This window comes from Solwaraspora sp. WMMD791 (assembly GCF_029581195.1).
Taxonomy (GTDB): domain Bacteria; phylum Actinomycetota; class Actinomycetes; order Mycobacteriales; family Micromonosporaceae; genus Micromonospora_E.
The window spans coordinates 2,394,343-2,409,136 of the sequence record NZ_CP120737.1 but is presented as its reverse complement, the minus strand read 5'-3'; the positions used below and the strand labels follow the sequence as shown (position 1 = coordinate 2,409,136).

Below are 14,794 nucleotides of genomic sequence, written 5' to 3'. Positions count from 1 at the left end.
CTGTACGGTGTCGGGGCTGTTCTCCGTACAGGGTGCCGGGTGGCGGACCGCTGTGGGCGTGATCTCGTTCATCTCCGTACATCGGCGTACATCGACTAACATCCGTTGTGGAGCGGGGGCCGTCAGGTCGCCGCCGTGACGTCGGTCGGTGGAGGATCGTGCGAGTCGCGATGGTGCACGCTGTGGACACCCGACCACCGGACCGCCTGCTGCGTGACGCCGCCGCCGCCCGTACCGTCGACGACCTTGCCGGCCTGCTGCGTGCCCTGCGGCGTCGGCATGCCCGCCGCGAAGGCCACCGGGTGTTGTCGTACCGGCTGCTGGCCGCCCGCGCCGGCTGGTCGCACACGGCCGTCGCCGAGTACCTCACCGGCAAGACGCTGCCGCCGACGGACCGCTTCGACGTCCTGGTCGGCCTGCTCGGCGCGAGCCCGATCGAGCGGGGGGCGTTGGCCAGCGCCCGGGACCGGGTGGACGAGCAGCGCCGCGGCGTCGAGGTACCGCTGCCGGTCGCGGTCGCGGCCGGTGGCGGCGCTGCCCCAGGCGCCGATCCGGGCCCAGGCGACGGTGCGGGCGCAGGCGACGGTGCGGGCATCGGCGGCCCAGACCGGGCGGTGCCACGGCAGTTGCCACCGGCGCTGGCCCGGTTCAGTGGCCGCCGGGCCGAACTGGCCCGGCTGACCGAGTTCGCCGACGCCACCGACGACGGCCGGGGTGCCGGTGCGGTACGGGTGGTGGCGGTCAGCGGCACCGCCGGGGTGGGCAAGACCACCCTGGCGGTGCACTGGGCGCACCAGGTCGCCGACCGGTTCCCGGACGGCCAGCTCTACCTCAACCTGCGGGGTTTCGACCCGGACGGTGCGGTGACCGAGCCGGCTACCGCGCTTCGGCTGCTGCTCGACGGGCTCGGGGTGCCACCGGCCCGGGTGCCGGTGCAGCTCGACGCCCGTACGGCGTTGCTGCGGACCACGTTGGCCGGGCGGCGGATGCTGATCGTGCTGGACAACGCGCGCGACAGCGGGCACGTGCGGATGCTGCTGCCCAGCGCGCCCCGGTGCCTGGTCGTGGTGACCAGCCGCAACCAGCTGACCGGGTTGGTGGCCGCGCACGGCGCATTCCCGGTGACGCTGGACCTGCTCGACGGGTCGCAGGCGGCCGAGCTGCTGCGGCATCGGGTCGGCTCGGCGCGCTGCGCCGCCGAGCCGGACGCGGTCGACGAGATCGTGGCCCGGTGCGTCGGGCTGCCGTTGGCGTTGGCGGTCGTCGGCGCCCGGGCCGCGACCGCGCCGCAGATGCCGTTGGCGGCGCTCGCGGCCGAGTTGCGGACCGCCGGCGAACGTCTCGACGCGCTCGCCGCCGACGACCCGGAGCTCGGCGTACGGTCGGTGTTCTCCTGGTCGTACGAGGCGTTGAGCCCAGCTGCGGCGCAGCTGTTCCGGCTGCTGGGCAACCATCCCGGCCCGACGATCTGTCTGCCGGCGGTGGCGAGTCTCGCCGGCAGGCCGGCCGCCGAGGTTCGGCGGGTGCTCGGTGAACTGGTCCGTTCGCACCTGCTCGACGAACTGGCCGACGGCCGGTACGGGCTGCACGACCTGTTGCGGGTCTACGCGGCCGAGCAGGCCCGTCGGTCGGAGAGCGCGGCGGACCGGGCGGCGGCGGTACGCCGGCTCGTCGACCACTACACGCACAGCGCGTACCAGGCCGACCGGGTGCTACAGCCGAACCCGGTGCCGTCGCCGCCGGAGCCGGTGGGGTCCGGGGTCGGCGCCGAGCGGTTCACCGACGCCGGCGCGGCGCTGGCCTGGTTCGCCACCGAGCAATCGGTGCTGGTGGCGATGTTCGACGTCGCGTTGGCGGCCGGGCTGGACGCGGCGGCGGTGACGCTGTCCCAGGTGACCTACACCTTCCTGGACCGGCAGGGCCACTGGCAGGATCTGCTGGTCATGCAGCAGGCGGCACTGGAGGTGGCGCGGCGGCTGGCGGACACGGCGGCGCAGGCGGCGGCGCACCGCAACATCGCCCGGGCGTACACCCGGACGAACTGTCACGCCGAGGCCGAGACCCATCTGCTGGCGGCGTTGACGGTGGAGCAGCGGCGCGGCGACCTGGCGCGGCAGGGACTCACCCAGATGAACCTGGCCCTGCTGCGGGAGCGGCAGGAGCGCCACCGGGAGGCGTTGGCGCACGGGCGGACCGCGTGCGAGTTGTACGAGGCGGCCGGTGACCTGCGGGGGGCGGGCAAGGCGCTGAACGTGGTCGGCTGGCAGCACGCCCGGCTCGGTGAGTACGCCGAGACACTCAGCTGGTGCGGCCGGGCGTTGGAGGTGCTGCAGGGGTTCGCCGACCGGCCGGGGCTGGCCAGCACCTGGCACAGCCTGGGGTACGCGTACCAGCATCTCGGGCATCCGGACGAGGCGGCCGCCTGCTACCAGGAGGCGCTGACGTTGTTCCGTGGGCTGGGGGACCGGCACCTGGAGGCACTGGTGCTGAGCAGCCTGGGGGAGATCGGGGCGCAGATCGGCGACCTGCTGGCCGCACGGCGGTGGTGGTCGGCGGCGGTGGAGATCCTCGACGACCTGCAGCATCCGGACGCGGAGCCGATCCGGGCAAGACTGACGCGGCTGCCGTCCGGGCAAGACTGACGCGGCTGCGGTCCGGGCCGGGCTGACGCGGCTGCCGTCCGGGCAAGGTCGACGCGGCTGTGGGGTTGACGGCGGTCGGCCCCGGTGCCACCATCAGGCCTCGATGTTTGCGCAAACATTACCGACGTGACCCGAGGTCGAACGCAATGGCAACCCCACCGACACCGCCCCGGACGGCCACCGCCGGTGGCGTCCGCCGCCGGCCCCGCCGGCGACGTCCCCTGGCCGGCTGGCAGTTCGTCGGTCCGTTCATGCTGGTCTTCGCGCTCGTGTTCATCGCGCCGATCGGCTACTCGATCTATCTGAGCCTGTACCGCCGGCAACTGATCGGCGGCAACTCCTTCGTCGGCCTGGACAACTACCAGCGGGCGCTGACCGACCCCCAGTTCTGGTCCGCCTTCGGCCGCGTCGGCCTCTTCCTCGTCGTCCAGGTGCCGATCATGCTGGCCATCGCGCTGCTCGTCGCGCTCGCCATCGACAGCGGCCGGCTGCACGGCAAGAGCTTCTTCCGGGTCTCGATCTTCCTGCCGTACGCCGTACCGGCCGTCGTCGCCACCCTGATGTGGGGCTTCATGTACGGCGACCGGTTCGGCCTGATCGGCAACATCAACGACGCGTTCGGGGTCGCGCTGCCCGACCCGCTGCGCCCCGACCTCGTCCTGGTCGCCATCGGCAACATCGTCACCTGGGAGTTCGTCGGCTACAACATGGTGATCTTCTACTCGGCGCTGCGGGTCGTGCCGGCCACCCTCTACGAGGCCGCCGAAGTCGACGGCGCCAGCCAGCTGCGGGTCATCCGGTCGATCAAACTGCCGGCGATCCGCGGCGCCCTGGTCATCGCCACCATCTTCTCCATCATCGGCAGCTTCCAGCTGTTCAACGAACCGAGCATCCTGCAGCACCTGGCGCCCAACGCGATCACCACCTACTTCACCCCCAACCTGTACGCCTACTCGCTGAGCTTCTCCGGCCAGCAGTACAACTACTCGGCCACCGTCGCGATCGTGATGGGCCTGATCACCATGGCCATCGCGTACGTCGTCCAGCTACGCGGCATGCGGGAGGGACGCTGATGTCCGCCACCACCAGGGTGCGCCGGCCCGGCCACAGTGTCACCCTGACCCTGCTCACCGGCATCGTGCTGGTGTACAGCCTGATCCCGCTCGCCTGGCTGCTGATCAACGCCACCAAGTCGCAGCAGGGCCTGTTCTCCTCGTTCGGCCTGTGGTTCGCCGACGACTTCGCGCTGTGGGACAACGTCGTCGACACGCTCACCTACGACGGCGGGATCTTCCTGCGCTGGCTGGGCAACACCCTGCTGTACGTGGCGGCCGGTGCCGGCGGCGCGACCCTGCTCGCGACCCTCGGCGGGTACGGGCTGGCCAAGTTCGACTTCGTCGGCCGTAAGGCCGTCTTCGCGATCGTCATCGGCGCGGTCGCCGTGCCCGGGACCGCGCTGGCCGTACCGACGTTCCTGATGTTCAGCCAGCTCGGCCTGACCAACACCCCGTGGGCGGTGATCATCCCGTCGCTGATCACCCCGTTCGGTCTCTACCTGATGTGGACGTTCGCCGCCGAGGCCATCCCGGACGAGCTGCTGGAGGCCGCCAGGATGGACGGGGCCGGCGAGTTCCGCACCCTGTTCCAGATCTGCCTGCCGCTGCTGGCCCCCGGCATCGTCACCGTCGCGCTGTTCAGCATGGTCGCCACCTGGAACAACTACTTCCTGCCACTGATCATGCTCAAGGACCCGGACTGGTACCCGCTGACGCTGGGCCTCAACGCCTGGAACGAACAGGCCGCCACCGCTGGTGGGCAGCCGGTGTTCCACCTCGTCATCACCGGGTCGCTACTGACCATCCTGCCGCTGCTGGCGGCGTTCCTGCTCCTGCAGCGCTACTGGCAGTCGGGTCTGGCCGCCGGCAGCGTCAAGGAGTGACCACCCCCCCCATCACCTGTGAAAGGGACACTCATGAAAGGCACCACACTGCGGGCGGTCGCGGCCGCCGCGGCGGCCACCCTGGCCCTGGCCGGCTGCGGCTCCGGCGACGCCGACCAGGGCGACGGCGGCGACCAGGTCTCGGCCAGCGACGTGACCGCGGCCCTCGAAGCCGGCGGTGAAATCACCGTCTGGGCCTGGGAGCCGACCCTGACCGAGGTCGTCACCGGGTTCGAAGCCAAGTACCCCAAGGTGAAGGTGAACCTGGTCAACGCCGGCACCGGCAACGACCAGTACACCGCGCTGCAGAACGCGATCGCCGCCGGTGACGGACTGCCCGACGTCGCCCAGATCGAGTACTACGCGCTGCCGCAGTTCGCCCTCGCCGAGTCGGTCACCGATCTCACCGCGTACGGAGCCGACACGCTCTCCAGCACCTTCACCCCCGGGCCGTGGTCGTCGGTGAACACCGGCGGCGGCATCTTCGGCCTGCCGATGGACTCCGGCCCGATGGCGTTGTTCTACAACAAGGAGGTCTTCGACAAGCACGGCATCGCGGTCCCCGCCACCTGGGACGAGTACGTCGAGGCCGCCCGCAAACTGCACCAGGCCGACCCGCAGGTGTACATCACCAACGACGTCGGTGACGCCGGCTTCACCACCAGCCTGATCTGGCAGTCCGGCGGTCAGCCGTTCCAGGTCGACGGCACCTCGGTGGGCATCGACTTCACCGACCCCGGCTCGGCCCGCTTCGCCGCCACCTGGCAGCAGCTGATCAGCGAGGACCTGCTCGCCCCGGTCAGCTCGTGGAGCGACCAGTGGTACCAGGGCCTGGCCAACGGCACCATCGCCAGCCTCGCCACCGGAGCCTGGATGCCGGCCAACCTGATCTCCGGCGTCGCCGACGGCGCCGGTAAGTGGCAGGTCGCCCCGCTGCCGCAGTGGGAGGCCGGCGGCACCGCCAGCGCGGAGAACGGCGGCAGCTCGCTGGCCATCCCGTCAGCGGCGACCAACAAGGCCCTCGCCTACGGCTTCATCGACTACGCCAACGCCGGTGACGGGGTGCAGATCCGGGTCGACGGCGGCGCCTTCCCCGCCACCACCGCGCAGCTGGAGTCGCCGGAGTTCCTCGGCGCCGAGTTCGCCTACTTCGGCGGACAGAAGGCCAACGAGATCTTCGCCGAGTCGGCCGGCAACGTCGTCGAGGGCTGGTCCTACCTGCCGTTCCAGGTCTACGCCAACAGCGTGTTCAACGACACCGTCGGGCAGGCGTACGTGTCGGACACCCCGCTGACCGAGGCGCTGGCCGCCTGGCGTGACACCTGCGCCACGTACGGCACCGACCAGGGTTTCACCATCAGTTGACCCGCGTGGCCCGGCACCGCCGCGACGGCGGTGCCGGGCCCCCGGCGTTCCCACCCCCCGACCGACGAGGAGAAGTACGTGGCATTCGGCGTCGACTACCGCTGGCTGCGCTGGCCGGGCACCGGCGGCCCCCGGATCGGCTACGGCGCCGACTACAACCCGGAGCAGTGGCCCCGACACGTGTGGGACGACGACGTGGCGGCGATGCGGGCCGCCGGGGTGAACATCGTCTCGCTGGCCATCTTCTCCTGGGCGCGGCTGCAGCCCGGCCCCGGCGAGTTCGACTTCGCCTGGCTCGACGACATCATGGACCTGTTGCACCGCAACGGCATCGCCGTCGACCTGGCCACCGCGACCGCGTCACCGCCGCCCTGGCTGACCGCCGCCCACCCGGAGATCCTGCCGGTCGACCGGCACGGTGCCACCATCTGGCCGGGCGCCCGGCAACACTGGCGGCCCACCTCACCGGTCTTCCGGGCGTACGCGTTGGCCCTTGTCCGGGCCATCGCGCAGCGGTACCGCGACCATCCGGCGCTGACCGCCTGGCACGTGTCCAACGAACTCGGCTGCCACAACGTCTACGACTTCTCCGACGACGCCGCCGACGCGTTCCGGGCGTGGCTGCGGGCCCGCTACGGCGACATCGACGCGCTCAACCACGCCTGGGGCACCGCCTTCTGGTCGCAGCGGTACACCGACTTCGGCCAGATCCTGCCGCCCCGGCAGGCCGCGTCGTACCCGAACCCGACCCAGCAACTCGACTTCAAACGGTTCTCCTCCGACGCGCTGCGCGAACACCTGCGCGCCGAACGCGACATCCTGCGGGCGGTCACCCCCGACGTGCCGGTCACCACCAACTTCATGGTGATGGGGGAGTCGTCCGGGATGAACTACGCCGACTGGGCGGGTGAGGTCGACTTCGTCGCGAACGACCACTACGTGCACCCCGGACCGCAGGCGCTCGACGAACTGTCCTTCTCCGCCAACCTGACCGGCAACCTGGCTGGCGGCCGACCCTGGTTCCTGATGGAACACTCCACCAGCGCCGTCAACTGGCAGCCGGTCAACCTGGCCAAACGCGACGGTGAGCTGGCCCGCGACTCATTGACCCACGTCGCGCACGGCGCCGACGCAATCTGCTTCTTCCAGTGGCGTCAGTCGGCGGCCGGCGCCGAGAAGTACCACTCGGCGATGCTGCCGCACGCCGGGCGCGACAGCGACCTGTTCCGGGCCGTGACCGCGCTCGGCCGTACGCTGTCCGACCTGTCCGGGGTCGCCGGCACCCCACGCACCCCGGCGCGGGCGGCGATCCTGTTCGACTGGGAGTCCTGGTGGGCCTGCGAGCAGGACTCCCACCCGACGTCGCGGCTGCGCTACAAGCAGGAGGCGCTCGACTGGTACTCGGCGTTCCTGACCCTCGGCATCCGGGTCGACGTACTGCCGGCCGCCGCCGACTTCGGCGGCTACGACCTGGTGGTCGCCCCGATCCTGCACCTGATGCCGGCGGCGCTCGCCGAGCGGCTGCGCGGTTACGTCGACGCCGGTGGTCACCTGGTGACCACCTACTTCTCCGGCATCGTCGACGAGCACGACCACATCTGGCTCGGCGGCTACCCGGGGGCGCTGCGGGACCTGCTCGGCGTGCGGGTCGAGGAGTTCGGTCCGCTGTCCGACGGCGAGCAGGTGCTGCTGGACACCGGCGCGCCCGCGACGCTGTGGACCGACCGGATCACGGTGACCGATCCGCAGGTCGAGGTGCTGGCGACGTACCGCAGCGGCGAGTACGCCGGCCGCCCGGCGATCACCCGCCGGCCGGTCGGGGCCGGCTCCGCCGGCTACGTCTCGACCCGGCTCGGTGCCACCGGGCTGGTCGACGTCCTGGCCCGGTTCGCCAGCGCTGCCGGGGTCGGCAGCGAGCTGCCGGAGCACCTGCGGGGCCGGGTCGAGCTGGCGGTCCGGGGCCAGTACCGGTTCCTGATCAACCGGACCGACGAGCCGGTGCCGCTGACCGACCTGCCCGGCGAGCCGGTGGTCGGGCCGGCACGGACGCTACCGCCCCGGGCGGTCGCGGTACGGGCGGTGCCGGCGGCGCACTGACCGGGCGTGGGACCCGGTCAGCGCGCCGTCGGCGCACCTTGTCCCGGTGCTGGTCAGGGCGGCGGTGCTGGTCGGTGTGTCTGGGGTGGAGCGGCGGTGCTGGCCCGGACCACCAGATGGGTCGGCACCAACGTGGTGCCGGTCTGCGTGGTGCCGGTGCGGACCTGCAGCAGCGCCGCCTCGACGCAGTGCCGGCCGACCTCGGCGAAGTCCTGGTGGACGGTGGTCAGCGGCGGGATGAACGAGCCGGCCTCGGCGATGTCGTCGAAGCCGACCACACTGACGTCGCGCGGCACCACCCGGCCGCGCTCGTGCATCGCCCGCAGCACGCCGAGCGCCATCTGGTCGTTGGCGACGAAGACCGCCGTACAGTCCGGCTCCTCGGCCAACTCCAGGCCGATGCGGTAGCCGGTCCCGGCCGACCAGTCGCCCCGCCGCAGCGGCGGTACGTCCCGGCCCGCGTCGACCAGGGTGGCCCGCCAGGCGGCGGCGCGGCGCTCGGCGGCGTACGACTCTGGCGGGCCGGCGACGTGCCACACCGTACGGTGCCCGAGGTCGAGCAGGTGCCGGACGGCCTGCCGGGTGCCGTCGGCCTGGTTGGTGTCCACGACCCGGTAGCGCTGCCCGGCGTCGGAGTCGACGACCACGACGTGCACACCGGGCGGCAGCACGATGGTGCTGGCGTCGAGGAGGTGCACTTCCATGATCACGATGACGGCGTCGACCGCGAGCTCGCCCAACCGCGTGAAGGCACCGAGGACCCGGTCCTGGGTGGGTGCGGCGACCGGGATCAGGGTTATGACGTACCCCTCTGCGGCGGCGTGGGTGGCGATCGCCTCGACGGTCCGGCTGTTGCCGGTGGTGGAGAGCGTGAACGTGATGACGCCGATGGTGCGGAACTCGCCGTACTTGAGGGCGCGGGCGGCGCTGTTGGGCCGGTAGCCGAGCTGGCGCATGGCGGCGATCACCTGCTCGCGGGTGCTGGCCACGACGCCTGGATGCCCGGTGGAGACCCGGGACACGGTCTGCGCGGAGACACCGGCCAGCCGGGCGACGTCGGCCATGGAGACCCGACGGCGCCGCACCCGGGGCCGGTCGTCACCGGCGGAGCCGGCCGGCGGTTCGGTGTCGCCCTGTGACGGGTCGGGGCGGGAAGGGCTCATCGGATTCCTTCCGTTCCTTTCTCATCGGTCGACGCCGGCGGCCGGCGACCGATCGCCAGCGGCCGGACCCTCGACGCCGGTGCCGGTAGTGGCGCTGACACTATCAGTGGAGACGATGTTTGCGTAAACATCCCTTCCAGTTCCAGTAGGCGCTGCCGGCACTGTGGTCGCTGGCCGGCAGCCGCGATGATTGCAGGATGCTGCCTACCCCCCACGCCCTGCTGCTCGACTTCGGTGGCGTCCTCGTCGACGCCCCGGCCCGATCCCCGCAGCCGACCGGACTCGTCGACCGACTCCGGGAGCTGACCGGCGACCGGATGACCGTCGAGGCCATCACCCGGTCGCTGACCGACGGGCGGCGCGCGTACGCCGCCTGGCGCGACCGGGTGGGCGAGCAGGACCGCCCACGGGAGTACGGCCACCGGCAGGTGTGGCAGGAGTTCATCACCGTCGGCTGGCCGGCCGAGGCGCGTGACGCCGTACTGGATCAGGCGACCCCGCTGAGTTACCAGTGGACCCGGCGGCCGGACTGGGCGGTCCGTCCCGGGATCCGCGAGGCACTGACCACCGCCGCCGAGGCCGGCCTGCCGCTGGCGATCGTCAGCAACACGCTGTGCGGCGCCGCGCACCGCGACTTCCTCGCCGAGGTCGGTCTCGGCGACCGGTTCGCCGTGCAGATCTACAGCGACGAGGCCGGGGTACGCAAGCCCAACCCGGAGGTCGCCTGGCTGGCGGCGCAGGCGATCGGCGTACCGGTCGAGCGCTGCTGGTTCGTCGGCGACAGCCCGGCCCGGGACGTTCCGTGTGCCCGGCGTGCCGGCGCCGGCGCCGCCGTACTGATGGTGTCGGAGCGCACCGCGCGGGAACGCGGGCTGCCCGACGGCGTACCGGACGTGACCGTCGAGGACGGACACGGCCTGCGCCGGCTGCTCGACCAGGCGAAGTGACCCGGCGACGCGCCCGCCCCGGCTTCGGCGGCGCGCGTCGCCGGTGATCCCGGTGTGTCGCCGACAATGACAGTTCTCCCTGCCCGGGGTCGGTTACCACTGGCGGATGATCGGCGGCAGCACAGTGAATCCCTTGTGTGGCAAGCATTATCCGTCGTATCGATCATTCGCCACCGAAGTTGAGCAGCTCTAATGCAATCGATCCACCGTGGAGACATAGCATTTTTTTGAGCGAAACGGTGGCGCTTGGTTGATTTTCCGTGCACAGTGTTCTCATGAGCGACAGCGGACCTGATGGCGGGTACTACTGGTGCCTGCGTCATCAGCGCGTGGAGTCCGGGGCGGATCTGTGTGCCGCCAAGTACCGGCTCGGTCCCTACGCCTCGAAGGCCGACGCTGAGCAGGCGCTGCAGCGGGTGTCGGAGCGCAACGAGGAGTGGGACGCCGAGAACGCCCGCTGGACTGGGGAGCAGGGCTAGGCCGGTCCGTCCCGATCGGGTCGGATCCGGAGACTCCATTGTCTCCGAAGGAGACAAACCCACAGGAAGTCCGCAAGGAGGAGAAAGACATGGTTGTTGGCACCAAGGCCACGACCCGCCCCGCCGCTCGGCGGGCGTCGAGCACCGGCACCTCGTCGAGAACGACGTCCGCGCGGTCGACCGGCGCGGCTAAACGCACCACCACGGGACAGTCCACGGCGACCGCCAAGAAGACGGCGCCGAAGAGGACCACGGCGGCCGCGAAGAAAGCGACTGCGAAGAGGACCACGGCGGCCGCGAAGAAGACGGCGCCGAAGAGGACCACGGCGGCCGCGAAGAAGACGGCGCCGAAGAGGACCACGGCGGCCGCGAAGAAGACGGCGCCGAAGAAGACCACGGCGACCGCCAAGAAGACGGCGCCGAAGAAGACCACGGCGCCCGCCAAGAAGGCGAACGCGGCGACGAAGAGCACGTCCGCCCGCAAGACCGCTCCGGCGAAGAAGTCGACCGCCACCGGCCCGGCGACCAGCCGGGCCACGGCGAAGTCCACGACCGGCCGGAAGTCCACCGCGAAGTCCACCACGGCCAAGCGGTCGACGACCGCGAAAAGCACGTCGACCCCGGCAAAGGGCACCACCGGCCGGGCGGGGAAGAAGGTCGCCGGCGCGGTGGCACGCACTGCCGGTCGAACGCAGCAGGTCACCTCGCCGAAGAACGCCACCCCGGCGCAGCGGGGCACCGCAAAGAAGGCGGCGGCCAGCCGGACGACCGCGAAGAAGACCACCAAGAAGGCTGGTACGCAGACCGCCCGCAAGGCGGGTCGCTGACCGTCCCGGACCGCGTCGACATCGGTACGGGCGCTACCGGTGGGGCACCGGCAGCGCCCGTACCGTCGGTGGTGGCGAACTGCTAGGAATGATCCGTGCCGCTCCCACGTCTGACTGCGCCCCGGATCGACTTCGGCGCGCTGCGCCGCGAGCTGGAACTGCCCACGGCGTTCCCGCCTGCGGCGCAGCGTGAGGCGGACGCGGCGGCGGCCCGCGTACCGTTGCCGGACACCGACCTGACCGACGTCCCGTTCGTCACCCTCGACCCACCCGGGTCGCGCGACCTGGACCAGGCGATGTGCCTGGCCCGCCGTCCCGGTGGCGGCTTCCGCATCCGGTACGCCATCGCCGACGTCACCCCGTTCGTCGTCGACGGTGGCCCGCTGCACGCCGAGACCTGGCGTCGTGGCCAGACCATCTACCTGCCCGACGGTGCGATCCCACTGCACCCGGCCAGCCTGAGCGAAGGTGCCGCCAGCCTGCTGCCCGACGCCGTACGGCCCGCCGTGGTCTGGACCCTCGACCTGACCGCGGACGGTGATCTCGTGGACACCCGGCTGGAGCGGGCCCGGGTGCGTAGCCGGGCCCAGCTGGACTACCCGTCGGCGCATGCCGCGCTGGTCGCCGGCCGGCTCGCCGACCTCGCCGCACCGATCGCGCTGTTGCCGGAGATCGGCGAACTGTTGACCGCGCGGGCGGTGGCCCGGGGCGCGGTGACCCTGCCGCTGCCCGATCAGGACGTCGAGTCCGACGGCGACGGCTGGCGACTCGTGCTGCGACCGCCGCTGCCGATCGAGGAACACAACGCGCAGATCTCGCTGCTGACCGGCATGGCCGCCGCCGACATCATGCTGCGGTCCGGGACCGGACTGCTGCGTACCATGCCCGCGCCGCAGCCGGCGGCGGTGAGCCGGTTGCGGGCCGCCGCCCACGCCCTCGGCGTCTGGTGGCCACCGGGCGCGGCCGTCGGTGACGTGACCGCCGGGGTCGACCCGGCCCAGCCGCGCGGAGCCGCGTTCCTCGACCACGCCGCCGAACTGCTGCGGGGCGCCCGGTACACGGCCTTCGCCGGTGAGCCGCCGGCCGAGACCGGCCACGGCGGCGTCGGGGCACCGTACGCGCACGTCACCGCGCCGCTGCGGCGGCTGGCCGACCGGTACGCCACCGAGGTGTGTCTGGCGGTGACCGCAGGGCGGGAGGTCCCGGCGGCGGTCGTCGAGGCGTTGCCCCGGCTACCGGAGGTGATGGCCGGCACCGACCGGATCGCAGGCGCCGCCGCCCGCGCGGCGGTCGACCTGACCGAGGCGGTGCTGTTGCAGCACCGCCTCGGTGCCGAGTTCGACGTCGCGGTGCTGGACGCCGACCCGGGTACCGCGACCCGCGCGCCGCGTGCCACCGTCGCCCTCGACGCACCGGCCGTCATCGCCCGGTGCGCCGGCGCACCGCCGGTGGGCGAGCGGGTCCGGGTCAGGCTGGTGACGGCCGATCCGGCCAGCCGGCAGGTGCTGTTCCGCTATCCGGCCGACGCACCCGCCGACGCGCCGGACGGCACCGGCTAGGCTCCCGTCATGCTCCTGGTCAGCGCGGGTGGAACGCGTCACGGGACCACCCACGACGTGCTCCGATGGGCGAGGATGGCCTGATGGGATACGACGCCAGCACACTGCCCGACGTCACGGGGCTGACGGTCGGCATCATCGGCGGCACCGGCGACCAGGGGCGCGGGTTGGCGTACCGGTTCGCCCGGGCCGGCCAGCGGGTGCGGATCGGCTCACGTGACGCGGCCCGCGCCGCCGCCGCCGCTACCGAGATCGCCGCCCTGCCCGGGGTGCCCGCCGGCACCATCAGCGGGGCCGGCAACGACGAGGTCTGCGCCGACTCCGACGTGGTGGTCATCGCGGTGCCATGGGAAGGGCACGAGGCCACCCTTGTCGCGTTGCGTGATCAGCTCGTCGGCACGATCGTGGTCGACTGCGTGAACCCGCTCGGATTCGACAAGCAGGGGCCGTACGCGTTGCCCGTCGAGCAGGGCAGCGCCGCACAGCAGGCCGCCGCGTTGCTGCCGGACTCGCGGGTCTGCGCGGCGTTCCACCATGTCAGCGCACCGTTGCTGGCGGATCCGGCGATCGAGCGGATCGACCTGGACGTGCTGATCTGCGCCGAGGATCGCGACGCCGTCGCGGTGGTCGCTGCGTTGGCCGCCCGGATCCCGGGGATGCGGGGCATCTACGCCGGCCGGCTGCGCAACGCCCACCAGATCGAGGCGTTGACCGCCAACCTGATCGCGATCAACCGTCGGTACAAGACCCACTCCGGGGTACGGATCACCGAGGTCTGAGATCGTCGCGGCGGGGCCGGTTCCCCGGCCCCGCCGCCACGGTCAGAAGGTGTGCTCGGCGGCGGGGAACCGACCGCCCCGGACGTCGTCGGCGTACCGGCGGGTCGCGTCGGCCAGCACCCCGGCCAGGTCGGCGTAGGTCTTGACGAACCGCTGGGTCGGCCCGGAGCGCATCCCCGCCATGTCCTGCCAGACCAGCACCTGCGCGTCGGTCTCAGGGCCGGCGCCGATGCCGACCGTCGGTACCGCCAGGTCGTGGGTGATCCGTTTGGCGACCTCGCCGGGCACCATCTCCAGCACCACGGCGAACGCGCCGGCCTCGGCCACCGCGTGGGCGTCGGCGATCACCTCGTCGGCGGCGTCGCCACGGCCCTGCACCCGGTAGCCGCCGATGGTGTGTTCCCGCTGCGGGGTGAAACCGACGTGCGCCATCACCGGAATGCCGGCCCCGGTCAGCGCCGCGATCTGGTCGGCGACCCGCCGGCCGCCCTCGAGTTTGACCGCGCCGCAGCCGCCCTCCTTCATGAACCGCACCGCGGTCCGCAGCGCCTGGGTCGGCCCTTCCTCGTAGGAGCCGAACGGCAGGTCGCCGACGACAAGCGCGCCCCGGGTGGCCCGGACCACGGCCCGGACCAGAGGCAGCAGCTCGTCGACGGTGACCGGCACGGTCGTCTCGTGGCCGAAGACGTTGTTCGCCGCGGAATCGCCGACCAGCAGCACCGGAATGCCGGCCTGGTCGAAGATCGCGGCGGTGTACTGGTCGTACGAGGTCAGCATGGCCCACCGCTCGCCACGTTCCTTCGCGGCGATCAGGTCACGGGTGCGCACCCGGCGGCTGACCGGGCCGCCGTAGAGCGCGACCACCTCGGTGGGCTCGGCACCTGGCATCGATCGGGACATCGTCGTCTCCTCTCACCCTCGTGGCCGCGGTCGCGGTCCCCGGGGTACGCACCGATCGTGCCACCGCCCGCACCGACGCGTAGAGGCTTCAGTGCAG

Annotated in this window: 12 protein-coding genes; 10 read left to right on the top strand and 2 right to left on the bottom strand. The window is 72.0% G+C overall.

The genetic code is table 11. The features are described from left to right. The first annotated feature begins 182 nt into the window (after positions 1-182). The 5 genes from O7623_RS10505 (at position 183) to O7623_RS10485 (ending at position 8,043) form a co-directional block, all read left to right on the top strand. Complete coding sequence (locus tag O7623_RS10505; RefSeq protein WP_282228422.1) at positions 183-2,642, top strand: tetratricopeptide repeat protein; 2,460 nt, start codon at positions 183-185, stop codon at positions 2,640-2,642. Positions 2,643-2,788: 146 nt separating this feature from the next. Further along, positions 2,789-3,715, top strand: a complete 927-nt coding sequence (locus O7623_RS10500) for a sugar ABC transporter permease (RefSeq protein ID WP_348775137.1) — start codon at positions 2,789-2,791, stop codon at positions 3,713-3,715. Next, positions 3,715-4,581, top strand: a complete 867-nt coding sequence (locus tag O7623_RS10495) for a carbohydrate ABC transporter permease (protein ID WP_282228421.1) — start codon at positions 3,715-3,717, stop codon at positions 4,579-4,581. Before O7623_RS10500 ends, O7623_RS10495 begins: the two co-directional genes overlap by 1 nt. 33 nt (positions 4,582-4,614) lie before the next feature. Continuing rightward, positions 4,615-5,946 (top strand): sugar ABC transporter substrate-binding protein, encoded by a 1,332-nt coding sequence (locus O7623_RS10490; RefSeq protein ID WP_282228420.1) that lies wholly within the window; start codon positions 4,615-4,617, stop codon positions 5,944-5,946. A 78-nt stretch (positions 5,947-6,024) separates the two neighbouring features. Then, the gene (locus O7623_RS10485; RefSeq protein ID WP_282228419.1) at positions 6,025-8,043 is read left to right on the top strand and encodes a beta-galactosidase; all 2,019 of its coding nucleotides are present in this window, start codon (positions 6,025-6,027) and stop codon (positions 8,041-8,043) included. A 53-nt stretch (positions 8,044-8,096) separates the two neighbouring features. Here O7623_RS10485 and O7623_RS10480 read toward each other — a convergent pair whose 3' ends face one another. Next, on the bottom strand, positions 8,097-9,206 hold the full coding sequence (locus O7623_RS10480; protein ID WP_282228418.1) for a LacI family DNA-binding transcriptional regulator: 1,110 nt from the start codon (positions 9,204-9,206) through the stop codon (positions 8,097-8,099). 197 nt (positions 9,207-9,403) lie between these two features. Here O7623_RS10480 and O7623_RS10475 point away from each other — a divergent pair, with 197 nt between their 5' ends. The 5 genes from O7623_RS10475 (at position 9,404) to npdG (ending at position 13,797) form a co-directional block, all read left to right on the top strand. Continuing rightward, complete coding sequence (locus O7623_RS10475) at positions 9,404-10,153, top strand: HAD family hydrolase (RefSeq protein ID WP_282228417.1); 750 nt, start codon at positions 9,404-9,406, stop codon at positions 10,151-10,153. Between the two features lie 275 nt (positions 10,154-10,428). Then, positions 10,429-10,632 (top strand): hypothetical protein, encoded by a 204-nt coding sequence (locus O7623_RS10470; RefSeq protein WP_282228416.1) that lies wholly within the window; start codon positions 10,429-10,431, stop codon positions 10,630-10,632. A 38-nt stretch (positions 10,633-10,670) separates the two neighbouring features. Then, a complete protein-coding gene (locus tag O7623_RS10465) occupies positions 10,671-11,459 on the top strand; it encodes a histone H1 (protein WP_282228415.1) in 789 nt (262 codons plus the stop codon). A gap of 95 nt (positions 11,460-11,554) precedes the next feature. Continuing rightward, the gene (locus O7623_RS10460; protein WP_282228414.1) at positions 11,555-13,018 is read left to right on the top strand and encodes an RNB domain-containing ribonuclease; all 1,464 of its coding nucleotides are present in this window, start codon (positions 11,555-11,557) and stop codon (positions 13,016-13,018) included. Between the two features lie 83 nt (positions 13,019-13,101). Further along, positions 13,102-13,797, top strand: a complete 696-nt coding sequence (gene npdG / locus O7623_RS10455) for an NADPH-dependent F420 reductase (protein ID WP_282228413.1) — start codon at positions 13,102-13,104, stop codon at positions 13,795-13,797. A 42-nt stretch (positions 13,798-13,839) separates the two neighbouring features. Here the strand turns inward: npdG and panB are convergent, their stop codons facing one another. Next, on the bottom strand, positions 13,840-14,685 hold the full coding sequence (gene panB / locus O7623_RS10450) for a 3-methyl-2-oxobutanoate hydroxymethyltransferase (protein ID WP_282229370.1): 846 nt from the start codon (positions 14,683-14,685) through the stop codon (positions 13,840-13,842). Between the last annotated feature and the right edge of the window lie 109 nt (positions 14,686-14,794).

What these genes read in the sequence shown, in the direction of transcription:
- O7623_RS10500 (WP_348775137.1), top strand. Translation starts at nt 2,789, where the DNA reads ATGGCAACCCCACCGACACCGCCCCGGACGGCCACCGCCGGTGGCGTC.
- O7623_RS10495 (WP_282228421.1), top strand. Translation starts at nt 3,715, where the DNA reads ATGTCCGCCACCACCAGGGTGCGCCGGCCCGGCCACAGTGTCACCCTG.
- O7623_RS10490 (WP_282228420.1), top strand. Translation starts at nt 4,615, where the DNA reads ATGAAAGGCACCACACTGCGGGCGGTCGCGGCCGCCGCGGCGGCCACC.
- O7623_RS10480 (WP_282228418.1), bottom strand. Translation starts at nt 9,206, where the DNA reads ATGAGCCCTTCCCGCCCCGACCCGTCACAGGGCGACACCGAACCGCCG.
- O7623_RS10475 (WP_282228417.1), top strand. Translation starts at nt 9,404, where the DNA reads ATGCTGCCTACCCCCCACGCCCTGCTGCTCGACTTCGGTGGCGTCCTC.
- O7623_RS10470 (WP_282228416.1), top strand. Translation starts at nt 10,429, where the DNA reads ATGAGCGACAGCGGACCTGATGGCGGGTACTACTGGTGCCTGCGTCAT.
- npdG (WP_282228413.1), top strand. Translation starts at nt 13,102, where the DNA reads ATGGGATACGACGCCAGCACACTGCCCGACGTCACGGGGCTGACGGTC.
- panB (WP_282229370.1), bottom strand. Translation starts at nt 14,685, where the DNA reads ATGCCAGGTGCCGAGCCCACCGAGGTGGTCGCGCTCTACGGCGGCCCG.